The sequence below is a fragment of the Streptomyces sp. NPDC101191 genome (assembly GCF_044767915.1).
In the GTDB taxonomy this organism is placed as follows: domain Bacteria; phylum Actinomycetota; class Actinomycetes; order Streptomycetales; family Streptomycetaceae; genus Streptomyces.
Genome location: NZ_JBIWOU010000005.1, coordinates 108,508 through 123,412, shown reverse-complemented (window position 1 = coordinate 123,412; position 14,905 = coordinate 108,508). Strand labels below are relative to the sequence as shown.

Here is a 14,905-nt window from a genome sequence, read left to right as displayed (position 1 = left end):
GTACGCGCGCCCGACAATCTTCGTGGGGTTTCGGGCCGCCAGGAAACGGGCAATCGGCCGTCTTTCGGTGGGTTGTGGAGAGAGCTTTGGCTCTGTGTTCGAAAAAGGTTCGAAGAACGGTGGCCTTCCGGCGGCCCGTCAGGCGACCGAGGCGGCCCCCGCGGACCCGTCCCGCGCTCCGGCGGCCGGTACGCCGTGGTCCAGCGCCTCGAGGATGCCGGCCGCGACCGTCGGATGCACCGGCAGCGCCAGGTGCCCGACACCGCTGACCCGCACGTTGTGGGCGACGAGATCCGGGTGGTCGAGACGGGCCGTCTCGACCGGGATCATCACCTGGTCCAGATCGCTCCAGAAGCTCACGAACCGGGTGCGGCAGCCCGCCGCGGGCCCGGCGAGCTCGCGCAGCACCTCCGAGCCGGGCCGCATCTGGCGCACCAGGGGGTGCGCGTCGGCGAGCGGCACGAAGGTGGTGCCGGAGTGCGGGGTGCCCAGCATGACCAGGGTGCGCACCCGGGCGTCACCGCCCAGGCGCTGTACGTAGTAGCGGGCGATGAGCCCGCCCAGACTGTGCCCGACCAGGTCGACCTCGCGGTGCCCGGTCCGGGCGAGCACCTCCTCCACGTGGCGCCCGAGCAGCTCGGCGGCGGTCCGCAGGTCGCACGTGAGCGGGGAGTAGTTGACCGACTCGACGCGGTCACGGCCGTGCCGGGCGAGCGCGCGGCGCAGCAGGACGAACACGGAGCGGTTGTCGACGAAGCCGTGCAGCAGCACCACCGGGCGCGGCCCGCTCCCCGGAACGCCGGACGGAGTCGTCCGGCGACGTTCGGTGATCAGGCCGGAGGGGTAGAGGAACAGATGGCCGGCGAGGACCGCCAGCTCCAGGGCGTTGGCCTTCATCCGGTCGGCCATGCACGCGGCGATCCGGTCGGTGAGTGCGGTGGGGGTGAGATCCATCGCCGACCTCCGTCCCGTAACGGCGTTCCGCCGCACCTCCGTGCCGTGCGGTCGGCGGCGCGGTGATACGGCGACCCCGTGGCGGCTCCTCCGCGGAGCGAACAATGTCCCACGTGTGATTTCCCCCTCGCCGTCCACCGCGAAACGGTCGGGTGCGGGATGCTGGCGATAACGTTCGTTCACCTCCCCGGCAACGAGGCTCGGGGGTCGCATGTGGAGGCAGTGATGGGTGTGACCGGTCCGATCCGCGTGGTGGTCGCCAAGCCGGGTCTCGACGGCCACGATCGCGGGGCCAAGGTGATCGCACGGGCCCTCCGCGACGCCGGCATGGAGGTGATCTACACCGGGCTGCACCAGACGCCGGAGCAGATCGTCGACACCGCGATCCAGGAGGACGCCGACGCGATCGGGCTCTCGATCCTCTCCGGCGCTCACAACACGCTGTTCGTGAAGGTGCTGGAGCTCCTGAAGGAGCGCGACGCGGAGGACATCAAGGTCTTCGGCGGCGGCATCATCCCGGAGGCGGACATCCCGCCGCTGAAGGAGAAGGGCGTGGCGGAGATCTTCACGCCGGGCGCCACGACGACCGCGATCGTCGACTGGGTGAACGCGAACGTCCGCGTGGCGGCCTGAGCCGCCGGCGGCACGGACGAGGAGATGTACGGGGCGACCCCGGGCTCGAGCCCGGGGTCGCCCCGTTTTCCGGTGGGCCGGAGTCGCCCCGTTTTCCGGTGGGTGCGGGCGCGCGGGTGCGGGCACACCGGTGCGGGACAGCCCGGAGCCGGCGGCTCGGGACTCCGGCGCCCGGGCCGGGGGTCCGGGCGCGGGGACGCGGCGCCCGTGACGACCGCCGGACTCCGGCCTGGGGCCGGAGTCACGCCGCGTCGCCGGATCCCGCCGACGGGCCGGGCCGCGGGGCCGGTCCTTCACGCCGGGCGCGGCCCCGGCGTGCCACGTCGGTCCGCCTCCGCCGGTTCCGGTCGGTCCGCCTCCGCCAGCTCGGCGTGCATCGCCGCCCGCAGTTCCAGGGTGGAGACGAGGCGCTGGAAGGCCTCGGACCAGTAGGCGGCGGCGCCGGGGGATGCGTCCTCGGGCTCGGCGGGGAGCGCGGTCAGGGCGGTGAGCTGGGGGGCTGCGGCCGGTGACAGGCAGCGCTCGGCGAGGCCCATCACGCCGCTGAAGCTCCACGGGTAGCTGCCCGCGTCCCGGGCGATGTCCAGGGCGTCGACGACCGCCCGGCCCAGCGGATCCGACCAGGGCACCGCGCAGACCCCGAGCAGCTGGAACGCCTCCGACAGGCCGTGCGCCGCGATGAACGAGGCCACCCAGGCGGCCCGCTCCTCCTCGGGGAGCGTGGCGAGGAGCTGAGCGCGCTCGGCCAGCGAGGACGTGCCGGGGCCGGTGGCCTGCGGGGCCGCCGGGGAGCCGAGGAGGGCGCGCGACCAGTCCGCGTTCCGCTGGCGCACGGCCGCCCGGCACCAAGCCGCGTGGAGCTCGACGCGCCAGTCGTCCGTGACCGGCAGGGCGACGATCTCCTCGGGCGTCCGCCCGCCGAAGCGCCCGGGCCAGCAGTCCAGCGGCGCCGCCTCGACGAGCTGGCCGAGCCACCAGGAGCGCTCGCCCCGTCCCGTGGGCGGGGTGGGCGACACGCCGTCGTGCCGCATGCCCGCGTCGCACTCGTGCGGCGCCTCGACGACCACGGTCTCCGCGCCCTCCGTACGGTCCAGGGACACGCACGACGCGGCCCGCTCCGCCATGCGTGCGGCCAGCGCGGAAGCCGGCAGTGCGGACAGCAGCTCGGCGGCCGTCGCGCGCACGTTGCGGCTGCGGTCGGACAGGGCGGCCTCCAGGAACTCCTCGTCGGCCGGCCCGAGCCCCGCCCGCAGCGAGTCCAGGAACATCAGCCGGTCCTCGGCCCGCTCCGAGCCCCACGTCGAGGCGAGCAGCTCGCGGCCCCGGGCCGGATCGGCGGCCCGTACGGCGGAGAGCAGGGCCACCCGCTCCGCGAAGAGCCCTTCCTCCCACAGCGCCGGCACGGCGTCCGGATCCCCGGGGTCGGGCAGCGTGCCACCCCCGCCCGCACCCCGCAGCGCGAACTTCCACTCCGGATTCAGCCGGGCCAGCCACAGCCCCCGGGGCCCGGCGAAGGCCAGGGCCTGGGGCCTCAGATCGGTCCGGGCGCGGGCCGCGTCGAGCAGCGCGGGCAGTGCCGCGGCCGGGGCGCCGTAGCCGTGCTCGGCCGCGGCGGCCAGCCACTGGGGCAGCAGCTCGGTCAGGTCGGGGGCCGCCCCGCGCCGCCCCCCGGACGGCGCGGGCGCGGCCCGGCCCGCGAGGAGCTGCCCCAGCCGGCGCCTGGCCGGCTCCGGCAACGGCCTGCGCCCGTCCTCCGGCGCGCCCTCCAGGGGCGCCGCGGCGGGACCGGGCCGCAGCCCCGCCCTGCGCCGTACGGTGTGCACCGCGGCGGCGTCGAGCAGCGCGACCGGCGCCGCGTCCCCGCTCCGCGCGCTCCCCGCGAGCGGCTTCCGGTCGGTGCCCAGCAGCGCCGACGTGACGAGCTCTTCCCAGGCGTCCATGGACTCCTCCAGAGGTGTGTTCGTGGGCGGTCGGCGTACGGTCAGACGAGCGGCACCGTCTCGCCGGGCGCGTCGGCGGACCAGGCGGCCAGCGGGGTGAACCCCTGGTGCCCGACCTCCCCGAACACGGTGACCGGCCCGCCCCCCGACAGGGCGATCAGCCGCCACAGGGCGGGGTGCGCCTGCGCGGCGCGCGTCAGGGGTACGGCCTCGCGGGCCCGGTCGGAGGCCGCGCCACCGGAGGTGTCCCGGGCGCCCCCGGACGGGGCGTCGGCGAGCTGCCAGCCGTAGTCCGCGCGGGCCGGGACGACGTCGGTGAGGGTGACCGGCCAGGCGTCGAGCCAGGGGTCCTCCCCGAGGGCATGGCCGTAGGCGTCGAGGGCGGCGCCGACCGGGCCGCCGACGGGCGCCGCGGCCGGCCCCGCGGGCGGGGCGAACCGCTCGACCAGCTCCGCGCGGAGGCCGCCGCCCGACGCGTACGGGCGCAGCTCGGCGTCCAGCACGACGCCGACGGGGAGGGCCAGTTGCGGCGCCCGGCCCGCCGCCCCGAAGGACAGGAGCAGGGCGGTGCGGCCGCTCGCCCTGCCGTGCAGCCAGACGCGGCGCGTCGTCAGGCGGCTGTCCGCCGTGTCGTACTGCGCGAGCACCAGCCAGTGGTCACGGACCGTGGGGCCCTCCGGCGGGGCCGACAGGCCGACCCTGCTCCGTACCGTCGCCGCCAGCGGACCGGGCAGCCGGTCCGCCGACAGCCAGGCCCGGTCGAGGAGGTGGGTCAGCGCGCACTCCTCCAGGAGGCGCACCGGCCAGCCGGCGCCCGAACCCGCTGTCGCCCCCAGCTCCCGTACCCGCTGCGCGAGTCCGGGTGCCTGCGCGTCGACCATGCGGGCCGCGGTCTCCTCCCACAGGCCGTATCCCGCGTGCTCCGCCGCGGCGAGGCCGCCGCGCAGCAGGTCGGCGAGCCGCCGCTCCAACTCCTCGGCGCCCGCGGTGATCCGGGCCGCCCTCCGCTCGGCCCGGCGCCGCGCCGCCTCCGGATCGGCGGGCCCGGCGTCCGCCCCCGTCGCTGACCGCGCCGCGCTCCCGGTCCGTGCGCGCCGGCCCGCGAGCCACGTCTCCGCCCAGTCCGGGACCTCGCCCACGGCGTCGACGCCCCCGCCGGCCCACAGCAGCAGAAGTCCCAGCGCGTGCTTGCACGGGAACTTCCGGCTGGGGCAACTGCACGTGGACGCCGGGCCCGTGGTGTCCACGACCGTGCGGTACGGCGTCCTGCCGCTGCCCTTGCACAGGCCCCACACGGCCCCCTGGTCGCCCGTGCCCGTGCCCGACCACGGGCCGGCCGAACCCAGCTTGCTCCCCGCTCTGCGCGACGGGTCGTCAGGAGCCAGTGCCAGCACCTGTTCCGCCGTCCAGCGCGCCCCCTGCTCAGTCATGCGAACGACCGTACGGGTCGCCACTGACAACGCCCTCCGCACGCCTCCCACCTGTGCTTCTCCCCGCCCCCACCCGATTGTCAGTGGGATGGTGCACCGTGGATCGCACAGCAGGTCGAACGATCTGGAGGGGGACCCATGACCCTGCCCGAAACCACCACGACCATCGCCGCGGACGCCGTCGCGACCACCTCCGCGACCAGGTCCACGGACGCCCGCGAGGCGGCCCTGCGGCCGCACGCCGAGGACGCCTTCGCCCATGAACTCGCCGCGCTCGCCGCCGCCGACGACCGGCCGCGCCCCGCCCGCTGGCGGCTCTCGCCCTGGGCCGTCGCGACCTACCTCCTCGGCGGCGTACTCCCCGACGGCACGGTGATCACGCCGAAGTACGTCGGCCCGCGCCGCATCGTCGAGGTCGCCGTCACGACGCTCGCCACCGACCGCGCCCTGCTCCTGCTCGGCGTGCCCGGTACCGCCAAGACCTGGGTCTCCGAGCACCTCGCCGCCGCCGTCAGCGGCGACTCCACCCTCCTCGTCCAGGGCACCGCCGGCACGCCCGAGGAAGCCGTCCGCTACGGCTGGAACTACGCGCAGCTGCTCGCCCACGGCCCCAGCCGCGACGCCCTCGTGCCCAGCCCGGTCATGCGGGCCATGGCGCAGGGAATGACGGCCCGGGTCGAGGAGCTGACCCGCATCCCCGCCGACGTGCAGGACACCCTCATCACGATCCTGTCCGAGAAGACCCTCCCGATCCCGGAGCTCGGCGAGGAGGTGCAGGCGGTCGGCGGCTTCAACCTCATCGCCACGGCCAACGACCGCGACCGCGGCGTCAACGACCTCTCCAGCGCGCTGCGCCGCCGCTTCAACACCGTCGTCCTGCCGCTGCCCGCCACCCCGGAGGCCGAGGTCGACATCGTGGCGCGGCGCGTCGACCAGATCGGACGCTCGCTCGACCTGCCGGCCGTGCCGGAGGGGGTGGAGGAGATCCGCCGGGTCGTCACCGTCTTCCGCGAGCTGCGCGACGGGATGACCGCCGACGGCCGCACCAAGCTCAAGTCCCCCTCGGGGACGCTGTCGACGGCCGAGGCGATCTCCGTCGTCACCGGCGGCCTCGCCCTCGCGGCCCACTTCGGCGACGGCGTCCTGCGCTCCGCCGACGTCGCCGCCGGCCTGCTCGGCGCGGTGGTCCGCGACCCGGCCGCCGACCAGGTGATCTGGCAGGAGTACCTGGAGACCGTGGTGCGCGAGAGAGACGGCTGGAAGGACTTCTACCGCGCCTGCCGCGAGGTGAGCGCGTGACGAGGACCGCCGACGCACGCCTGCCCGCGGCCCCGGCTGTGACGAGGACCGCTGACGCACGCCTGCCCGCGGCCCCGGCTGTGACGAGGACCGCCGACGCACGCCTGCCCGCGGCCCCGGCCGTGACGAGGACCACCGACGCACCTCTGCCCGCCGCCCCGGCCGTGACCGGGGCCGACGAGGCCCCCGCCCGCTCCCTGCCCGGCCCGCGGGTGCTCGGCGTGCGGCATCACGGGCCCGGCTCCGCCCGGGCCGTCCGCGCGGCGCTCGACGCCGGACGGCCCAAGGCCGTGCTCGTCGAGGGGCCGCCCGAGGCGGACGCGCTGGTGGCGCTCGCCGCCGACGAGGAGATGCGGCCCCCGGTCGCGCTGCTCGCGCACGCCGTCGACGACCCCGGGCGCGCCGCGTTCTGGCCCATGGCGGAGTTCTCGCCGGAGTGGGTCGCCATCCGCTGGGCCCTCGCGCACGGCGCCGAGGTCCGCTTCATCGACCTGCCCGCCACCCACACCCTCGCCGCCACCGACCCGACCTGGGGCGACGAGGACGAGGCCGCCGGCCAGGGGCTGCGCGTCGACCCGGTCGCCGAGCTCGCCGAGGCCGCCGGCTACGACGACGCCGAGCGCTGGTGGGAGGACGTCGTCGAACTGCGCGGCAGCACCGACCCGTTCGCCCCGTTCGAGGCCCTCGCCGAGGCGATGGGCGCCCTGCGCGAGGCGTACGGGCACGGCGGCCACCCCCGTGACCTGGTGCGCGAGGCGTACATGAGGATCCGGCTCAGGGCCGCGCAGAAGGAGTTCGGCGACGACATCGCCGTCGTCTGCGGCGCCTGGCACGTCCCCGCCCTGCGCCGCAGGACGCCCGTCACCGCCGACCGCGCCCGGCTCAAGGGCCTGCCCAAGGTGAAGACCGAGCTGACCTGGGTGCCCTGGACCCACCGCCGGCTCGCCCGCCGGTCCGGGTACGGCGCGGGCATCGAGGCGCCCGGCTGGTACGCGCACCTGTTCACCGCCTCCGACCGGCCCGTCGAGCGCTGGATGACCAAGGTCGCCCGGCTCCTCAGGGACGAGGACCTGGCGGTCTCCTCCGCCCACGTCATCGAGGCGGTCCGGCTCGCCGACACCCTCGCCGTCATGCGGGGCCGGCCGCTGCCCGGGCTCGGCGAGACGACCGACGCCGTCCGGGCCGTCATGTGCGACGGCTCCGACGTGCCGCTCGACCTGATCCGCGACCGGCTCGTCGTCGGCGACGTCCTGGGCACCGTCCCGGCCGGCGCCCCCGCCGTACCGCTCCAGCGCGACCTCGAACGGCTCCAGCGCGGACTGCGCCTCAAACCCGAGGCGCACGAGCGCGAGCTGGAACTCGACCTGCGCAAGGGCACCGACGCCGCCCGCAGCCGGCTGCTCCACCGGCTCCGGCTGCTCGGCGTCGGCTGGGGCGCCCCCGTCGCGGGCCGCGGCTCCACCGGCACCTTCCGAGAGAGCTGGCGGCTGTGCTGGGAGCCCGAGCTGCACGTCCAGGTCGCCGAGGCGGGCGTCTGGGGCACCACGGTCGAGGGCGCCGCCGCCGCCAAGGCCGAGTCGCAGGCCGTGGCGGCCGACGACCTCGCCGCCGTCACGGCGCTCGCCGAGCAGTGCCTGCTCGCCGGGCTCACCGAGGCCCTGCCCGCCGTGCTGCACGCGCTCGCCGAACGGGCCGCCCTCGACTCCGACGTCGTCCACCTCGCCCAGGCCCTGCCCGCCCTCGCCCGGTCCCTGCGCTACGGCGACGTGCGCGCGACCGACACGGCCGCGCTCGGCGAGGTCGCCGCCGGCCTGGCCGAGCGGATCTGCGTCGGTCTGCCGCCCGCCTGCACCGGACTCGACACCGACGCCGCCGCGGAGATGCGCGAACGCGTCGACGGCGTCCACGCGGCGCTCGCGCTGCTGACCACGCGGCCCGAGCGACCGGGAGCCCCGGACGAGCCCGACCGTACGAACGGGACCGCAGGGACCGCCCCGGCCGACGGGACCGGGGCCGAGGGGACGGCCGGGACGGCCGCATGTGCCGGGGCCGGGGCTGAAGGGGCCGCCGGGACCGCTGCATCCGCCGGAACGGCCGCGTGTGGCGGGGCGGGGGCCGAAGGGGCCGAAGGGGCCGAAGGGGCCGCAGGGGCCGCCGCATCCGACGGGACGGCCGCATGTGCCGGGGCCGGGGCTGAAGGGACGGCCGGGACCGCTGCATCCGCCGGAACGGCCGCGTGTGGCGGGGCGGGGGCCGAAGGGGCCGCAGGGGCCGCCGCATCCGACGGGACGGCCGCATGTGCCGGGGCCGGGGCTGAAGGGACGGCCGAGACCGCTGCATCCGCAGGGGCTGCCGCATCCGACGGGACGGCCGCATCCGCCGGGACCGGGACCGGGACCGGGGCCGAAGGGACCGCCGGGACTGCCGCATCCGACGCCGACACCGCTGGCACCGCCGACACCCCCGGCGGTGGTCTCGCCGACCGGTGGGCCGGGGTGCTGCGGCGGCTCGCCGGGCGGGAGCGGGTGCCCGGAGTGCTGCGGGGGCGGGCCGCCCGGCTGCTGCTGGACGAGGGGCGGCTCGGGGAGGACGAGGCCGCCCGGCTGATGGGGCTCGCCCTGTCCCCGGGGACCCCGCCCGCCGACGCCGCCGCCTGGATCGAGGGCTTCGTCGGCGGGGCCTCCGGGGGCGGGCTGCTCCTCGTGCACGACGAGCGGCTGCTCGGTCTGGTCGACGACTGGCTGAGCAGCGTGCCGGCCGAGGCGTTCACCGACGTGCTGCCGCTGCTGCGCCGCACCTTCGCCGGCTACGAGGCCGGCGTCCGGCGGACGCTCGGCGAGCTCGTCGCCCGCGGCCCCGGGACCGCCGGCCCCGCCGGTCCCGCGGTCACGACGCCCGGTTTCGCCGGCACCCCCGACCAGGAGCGCGCCGACGGCGTCATGCCCCTGCTCCACCTCATCCTCGGCACCCAAGGACAGTGAGGACCGTCATGAGCAGCGTCACCACCCCCTCCGACGACGAGCGTCTGCGCCGCTGGCGGCTGGTGCTCGGCGGCGAGGCCGACGGCACCGGCCGCGCCCTCACCGGCACCGACGCCGCCATGGACGGTGCCCTCGCCGCCCTCTACGGGGGCCGGGGCGGCGACCGGAGGGGCGGCGGGGACCGCTCGGCCGGCCTCGGCGGCTCCGCGCCCTCCGTGGCCCGCTGGCTGGGCGACATCCGGACGTACTTCCCCAGCTCCGTCGTCCAGGTCATGCAGCGCGACGCGATCGAGCGGCTCGGCCTGTCCACTCTGCTGCTGGAACCCGAGATGCTGGCGGCCGTCGAGCCGGACGTGCATCTCGTCGGCACCCTGCTCTCCCTCGACAAGGCGATGCCGGAGACCACCAGGGAAACGGCGCGTGCGGTGGTCCGCAAGGTCGTCGACGACCTGGAGAAGCGGCTCGCCACCCGTACCCGCTCCACCGTCACCGGCGCCCTCGACCGGTCGGCGCGGATCTCCCGCCCCCGGCACCGGGACATCGACTGGGACCGCACCGTCCGCGCCAACCTGGCGCACTACCTCCCCGAATACCGCACGATCGTTCCCGAGCGCCTGATCGGCTACGGCCGGGCCGCCCGGTCGGTGCGCAAGGAGGTCGTCCTCTGCGTCGACCAGTCCGGCTCGATGGCCGCCTCCGTCGTCTACGCCTCCGTCTTCGGCGCCGTCCTCGCGTCCCTGCGGGCGATCGCCACCCGGCTCGTCGTCTTCGACACCGCCGTCGTCGACCTCACCGACCAGCTCGACGACCCCGTCGACGTCCTCTTCGGCACCCGGCTCGGCGGTGGCACGGACATCAACCGGGCGCTCGCCTACTGCCAGTCCAGGATCACCCGGCCCGCCGACACCGTCGTCGTCCTCATCAGTGATCTCTACGAGGGCGGCATCCGCGACGAGATGCTGAAGCGGGTCGCCGCGATGAAGGCCTCCGGCGTGCAGTTCGTCTGCCTGCTCGCCCTCTCCGACGAAGGCGCCCCCGCCTACGACCGGGAGCACGCCGCCGCCCTCGCCGCGCTGGGCGCCCCCGCCTTCGCCTGCACCCCGGACCTGTTCCCCGAGGTGATGGCCGCCGCCCTGGAGAAGCGCCCGCTGCCGATACCCGCGGCCTGACCGGGGGTGCGGAATCCGTCGTCCGGCGGCCCCCCGGACGGGTGCCGACGGCGTCACTGAGGCCCATATCACAATGCCGCCGACACGGCCCTCACCCGGCCGCACGGCGCGCCGTGAGGTGCGCAACGGCCCCTGCTCGCCTGCCCCAAGGGCCGGGTCGGCCCCTGTCCCCACCCCTACGGAACGCCCCACCGGCCCTACGGTCTGTGACCCGTATCACCGCCGTGCAGTGATCTGCGATTTAGGGTCCCACGGCCCACGGGGATAACCTGCGAGACGGACATGCCGCGTCCACGGACACCGTGTACGCCTCCCTAGTGACAGCGCAGTCACGTTGCCCTCCGCGGCACGCCCACGCAGACAACGAACCGCGATCATCTAGAAAAGGGACGCGCGTGGACCTGTTCGAGTACCAGGCGAGGGACCTCTTCGCCAAGCACGGTGTACCGGTGCTGGCCGGTGAAGTCATCGACACGCCTGAGGCGGCGCGCGAGGCCACCGAGCGGCTTGGCGGCAAGTCGGTCGTCAAGGCGCAGGTGAAGGTCGGCGGCCGCGGCAAGGCCGGCGGCGTCAAGCTGGCCACCACCCCGGACGAGGCCGTCGCCCGCGCGACGGACATCCTGGGCATGGACATCAAGGGCCACACGGTCCACAAGGTGATGATCGCGGAGACCGCTCCGGAGATCCTCGAGGAGTACTACGTCTCGTACCTCCTCGACCGCACCAACCGCACCTTCCTCGCCATGGCCTCCGTCGCCGGTGGCATGGACATCGAGGAGGTCGCCGCCACGACCCCCGAGAAGCTCGCGAAGGTCCCGGTCGACGCCAACAACGGCGTGGACATCGAGAAGGCCCGTGAGATCGTCGCCCTGGCGCAGTTCCCGGCCGAGGTCGCCGAGCAGGTCGCCGAGGTCCTCGTGACCCTGTGGAAGACCTTCGTCGCCGAGGACGCCCTCCTCGTCGAGGTCAACCCGCTCGCCAAGGTCGCCTCCGGCGAGGTCATCGCCCTCGACGGCAAGGTCTCCCTGGACGCCAACGCCGACTTCCGCCAGCCGGAGCACGAGGCGCTCGAGGACAAGGCCGCAGCCAACCCGCTCGAGGCTGCCGCCAAGGCCAAGGGCCTCAACTACGTCAAGCTCGACGGCGAGGTCGGCATCATCGGCAACGGCGCCGGCCTGGTCATGTCGACCCTGGACGTCGTCGCGTACGCCGGTGAGAACCACGGCGGCGTGAAGCCGGCCAACTTCCTCGACATCGGCGGCGGCGCCTCCGCCGAGGTCATGGCGAACGGCCTGGAGATCATCCTCGGCGACCCGGACGTCAAGTCCGTGTTCGTCAACGTCTTCGGTGGCATCACCGCCTGTGACGAGGTCGCCAACGGCATCGTCCAGGCCCTGGAGCTCCTCGCCTCCCGTGGCGACGAGGTCACCAAGCCGCTGGTCGTGCGCCTCGACGGCAACAACGCGGAGCTGGGTCGCAAGATCCTGTCCGACGCCAACCACCCGCTCGTTCAGCGTGTGGACACCATGGACGGCGCGGCCGACAAGGCCGCCGAGCTCGCGGCTGCGAAGTAAGGGAAGAGGGACAGAACAGCCATGGCTATCTTCCTCAACAAGGACAGCAAGGTCATCGTCCAGGGCATGACCGGTGCCACGGGCATGAAGCACACCAAGCTCATGCTGGGTGACGGCACCAACATCGTCGGTGGCGTGAACCCGCGCAAGGCCGGCACGAAGGTCGACTTCGACGGCACCGAGATCCCGGTCTTCGGCACCGTCGCCGAGGCGATGAAGGAGACCGGCGCCAACGTCTCGGTCCTCTTCGTGCCGCCGGCCTTCGCCAAGGCCGCCGTGGTCGAGGCGATCGACGCCGAGATCCCGCTCGCCGTGGTCATCACCGAGGGCATCGCCGTCCACGACTCCGCCGCGTTCTACGCGTACGCCGTGGAGAAGGGCGGCAAGACCCGCCTCATCGGCCCGAACTGCCCCGGTCTCATCACCCCGGGCCAGTCCAACGCCGGCATCATCCCGGGCGACATCACGAAGCCGGGCCGCATCGGCCTGGTCTCGAAGTCCGGCACGCTGACGTACCAGATGATGTACGAGCTCCGTGACCTCGGCTTCTCCTCCGCCGTCGGCATCGGTGGCGACCCGGTCATCGGCACCACGCACATCGACGCCCTGGCGGCCTTCGAGGCCGACCCGGACACCGACCTGATCGTCATGATCGGCGAGATCGGCGGCGACGCCGAGGAGCGTGCGGCCGACTTCATCAAGGCCAACGTCACCAAGCCGGTCGTCGGCTACGTCGCGGGCTTCACCGCCCCCGAGGGCAAGACCATGGGCCACGCCGGCGCCATCGTCTCCGGCTCCTCCGGCACCGCCCAGGCGAAGAAGGAGGCCCTCGAGGCCGCCGGTGTCAAGGTCGGCAAGACCCCGACCGAGACCGCCAAGCTGGCGCGCGCGATCCTCGCGGGCTGACGCGGGCTGCGTCGCACAGCAGCCTGACGGCCCGACGGGCCGCGAGTGAAGGGCCCCGCCCCTCCGGGAGACCGGAGGGGCGGGGCCCTTGCGTGTGCGGTACCTGCTGAAGCGTTTTTGCATACACCTGCGCTAGTCGGACCTCGGCACCAGCCGCTCGGGGCCCGGGTTCGGCGCGGTGCGCAGCATCTCGCGCAGCTCCTTGTCCTCCGGGCGCAGCTTCTGCGGGCCCCCGCGCACCGGGACGCCCTCGACGGCCGCGCCGGGCGCGTTCACCGGGATGTAGCGGGTCGGCGCGGTCGCCACGGTGAAGGCCGTGATGCCGATCAGCCCCGCCGTCACGCCGAACACCGCCTGGGTGAGCAGCCGGGTCCGCCGCTCGCTGCCCGACCGCACGCTGCGCGCGGCGGGGAGCGTCGTCGTCGGCGCCTCCGCGACGAGCGTGCTCAGCCGGTACTGCAGCTCCTCGGGGTCGGCGAGCTCGGGCAGCCGCTGGGCGATGACCGCGCGGGCGTGCAGCAGCCGGTTCCCGGCGGCCGGGGTGCTCGCCTCGGTCTCGGCCGCGGTCTCCGGCAGGTCGAGGCCGAGCCCGTCGTAGAGCAGGACGGTGCGGCGGTACGCGGGCGGCAGGTCGAGCAGCGCCCCGAGGAGGGCCCGTCGCGAGGCCTCGGTCGGCGGGGTGTCGGGGTGCCGGTGGCGCCGCCGGAAGCGGTGCCAGGGCGAGAGCGCGTACTCGTGGGCCGCCGCGCGCACCCAGCCCACCGGGTCGCGGTCGACCGCGACCTCGGGCCAGTGCTGCCAGGCGTGGTGGAAGGCCTGCTCGACGGCCTCGCGGGAGAGCATGCGGCGCCCGGTGAGCAGGTACGTCTGGTGCACGAGCGAGGGCGCGGCGTACGCGTACAGCGCGTCGAACGCCTCCTCGGGAGTGAGCCCGGCCAGGGCGCCGGCCTCCGCCGCGCCGGCCCCGCTGTCCTGCGGCGCGGCCGCCGCGCCTGCTTCGCCGTCCTGCGGGGCAGCCTCGGCGCGGGCCTCCGCGCCGGCCCCGCCGTCCTGCGGCGCGGCCTCCGCGCCCGCTTCACCGTCCTGCGGCGCGGCCTCGGCGCGGACCTCCGTCCGGCGGGCCGCGCGCCGCGCGGTGGCGGCTCGGCCGGTGTCAGCGGTGGGGGCGGTGGCGGGCTCGGGGGCCGGACCGTCCGATCGCGGGCCGGTGGTGCCCGGTCCGGCCGCTGCGGCCCCGAGGGTGATCCCATCGGCCGTCGGAGTGACGGCCCTGCCCGCCCCGGCGGTCGCGCCGTCGCCCGCGCTCGTCACCGGGTGGTCCGCGCCCTCCGTCGCCGGGCCGCCCTGCGCGGCGGATCCCGGGTGCTCCGGCACGTCCGCGGCCGCTCCCGGGGCGCCGGACCCGTTCCGGGCCGGTTTCAGACGCTCCTCCGGCTGCCGCGGGTCCTCCGTGGTCCACGGCGTCGGTCCCGCCGCGGACGTGCCCGCCGGCGCGGCCGGTGTCTTCGGCGGGCGGGCGACGCCCTTCGTGGCCGGGCGCGGGCGGGTCGGGTCCGGGGCGGGCCGGGCCGGCTTCTCCGGCTGGGGGCACGCCGGCTCCTCGTGGACGCCGAGGAGCTTCGCGTACGCCTCCCGCTTACGCCCCCGAGGGGCACTGCGGCCGGTCTCCCAGGAGCGGACGGTGGCCCGGGTGACGCCCAGGGCCTCCGCGACCTGGTCCTCGCTCAGGGAGAGGGCCTCCCGCAGTCGGCGCCGCTCCTTGGGGGACGGGAGGGAGAAGGAGGGACTCGTCGGACTCATCGGCGTCGACCTCCCGCAGCGCTTCTCTGGGCCGAAAAGTACATAAACGTATCTTGGGCGACACAACGGCCATTCGCCTGTTACGAGGGCAAACCGCGTGTCGCTGGCAGCATGGCCCCCGGGGGGCACTGCGGCCGGTCTCCCAGGAGCGGACGGTGGCCCGGGTGACGCCCAGGGCCTCCGCGACCTGGTCCTCGCTCAGGGAGAGGGCCTCCCGCA

Annotated in this window: 11 protein-coding genes; 6 read left to right on the top strand and 5 right to left on the bottom strand. The window is 75.4% G+C overall.

The window, feature by feature from the left end:
- Positions 1 to 138 precede the first annotated feature (138 nt).
- A complete protein-coding gene (locus ACIRQF_RS20335; protein ID WP_404093814.1) occupies positions 139 to 954 on the bottom strand; it encodes an esterase/lipase family protein in 816 nt (271 codons plus the stop codon).
- A gap of 225 nt (positions 955 to 1,179) precedes the next feature.
- Here ACIRQF_RS20335 and ACIRQF_RS20330 point away from each other — a divergent pair, with 225 nt between their 5' ends.
- On the top strand, positions 1,180 to 1,587 hold the full coding sequence (locus ACIRQF_RS20330) for a cobalamin B12-binding domain-containing protein (protein ID WP_389753268.1): 408 nt from the start codon (positions 1,180 to 1,182) through the stop codon (positions 1,585 to 1,587).
- Between the two features lie 293 nt (positions 1,588 to 1,880).
- Here ACIRQF_RS20330 and ACIRQF_RS20325 read toward each other — a convergent pair whose 3' ends face one another.
- Both ACIRQF_RS20325 and ACIRQF_RS20320 read right to left on the bottom strand, forming a co-directional pair.
- Positions 1,881 to 3,527 carry a DUF5691 domain-containing protein gene (locus tag ACIRQF_RS20325; RefSeq protein WP_404093811.1) on the bottom strand — a complete coding sequence of 549 codons (1,647 nt, stop codon included), beginning with the start codon at positions 3,525 to 3,527 and terminating at the stop codon, positions 1,881 to 1,883.
- Positions 3,528 to 3,568: 41 nt separating this feature from the next.
- On the bottom strand, positions 3,569 to 4,957 hold the full coding sequence (locus ACIRQF_RS20320; protein ID WP_404093808.1) for an SWIM zinc finger family protein: 1,389 nt from the start codon (positions 4,955 to 4,957) through the stop codon (positions 3,569 to 3,571).
- 138 nt (positions 4,958 to 5,095) lie between these two features.
- Here ACIRQF_RS20320 and ACIRQF_RS20315 point away from each other — a divergent pair, with 138 nt between their 5' ends.
- The 5 genes from ACIRQF_RS20315 to sucD all read left to right on the top strand — a co-directional run bounded on the left by ACIRQF_RS20315 (position 5,096) and on the right by sucD (position 12,886).
- The gene (locus tag ACIRQF_RS20315) at positions 5,096 to 6,256 is read left to right on the top strand and encodes an AAA family ATPase (protein WP_404093806.1); all 1,161 of its coding nucleotides are present in this window, start codon (positions 5,096 to 5,098) and stop codon (positions 6,254 to 6,256) included.
- 197 nt (positions 6,257 to 6,453) lie between these two features.
- Positions 6,454 to 9,237, top strand: coding sequence for a DUF5682 family protein (locus tag ACIRQF_RS20310; RefSeq protein WP_404094535.1), 2,784 nt, complete (start codon positions 6,454 to 6,456; stop codon positions 9,235 to 9,237).
- 8 nt (positions 9,238 to 9,245) lie between these two features.
- Positions 9,246 to 10,406, top strand: a complete 1,161-nt coding sequence (locus ACIRQF_RS20305; protein WP_404093803.1) for a VWA domain-containing protein — start codon at positions 9,246 to 9,248, stop codon at positions 10,404 to 10,406.
- A 395-nt stretch (positions 10,407 to 10,801) separates the two neighbouring features.
- Entirely contained in the window at positions 10,802 to 11,980 is a 1,179-nt protein-coding gene (gene sucC / locus ACIRQF_RS20300; protein ID WP_376635550.1) for an ADP-forming succinate--CoA ligase subunit beta, read from the top strand.
- A 21-nt stretch (positions 11,981 to 12,001) separates the two neighbouring features.
- On the top strand, positions 12,002 to 12,886 hold the full coding sequence (sucD, locus tag ACIRQF_RS20295) for a succinate--CoA ligase subunit alpha (RefSeq protein WP_376635552.1): 885 nt from the start codon (positions 12,002 to 12,004) through the stop codon (positions 12,884 to 12,886).
- Between the two features lie 132 nt (positions 12,887 to 13,018).
- On the opposite strand, the gene ACIRQF_RS20290 is transcribed toward sucD, so the two are convergent.
- Together ACIRQF_RS20290 and ACIRQF_RS20285 are read right to left on the bottom strand one after the other, a co-directional pair.
- A complete protein-coding gene (locus tag ACIRQF_RS20290; protein WP_404094532.1) occupies positions 13,019 to 14,632 on the bottom strand; it encodes a helix-turn-helix domain-containing protein in 1,614 nt (537 codons plus the stop codon).
- A partial coding sequence (locus ACIRQF_RS20285) for a helix-turn-helix domain-containing protein (protein ID WP_404093800.1) occupies positions 14,523 to 14,905 on the bottom strand: 383 nt, incomplete at its 5' end. The genes ACIRQF_RS20290 and ACIRQF_RS20285, both read right to left, overlap by 110 nt.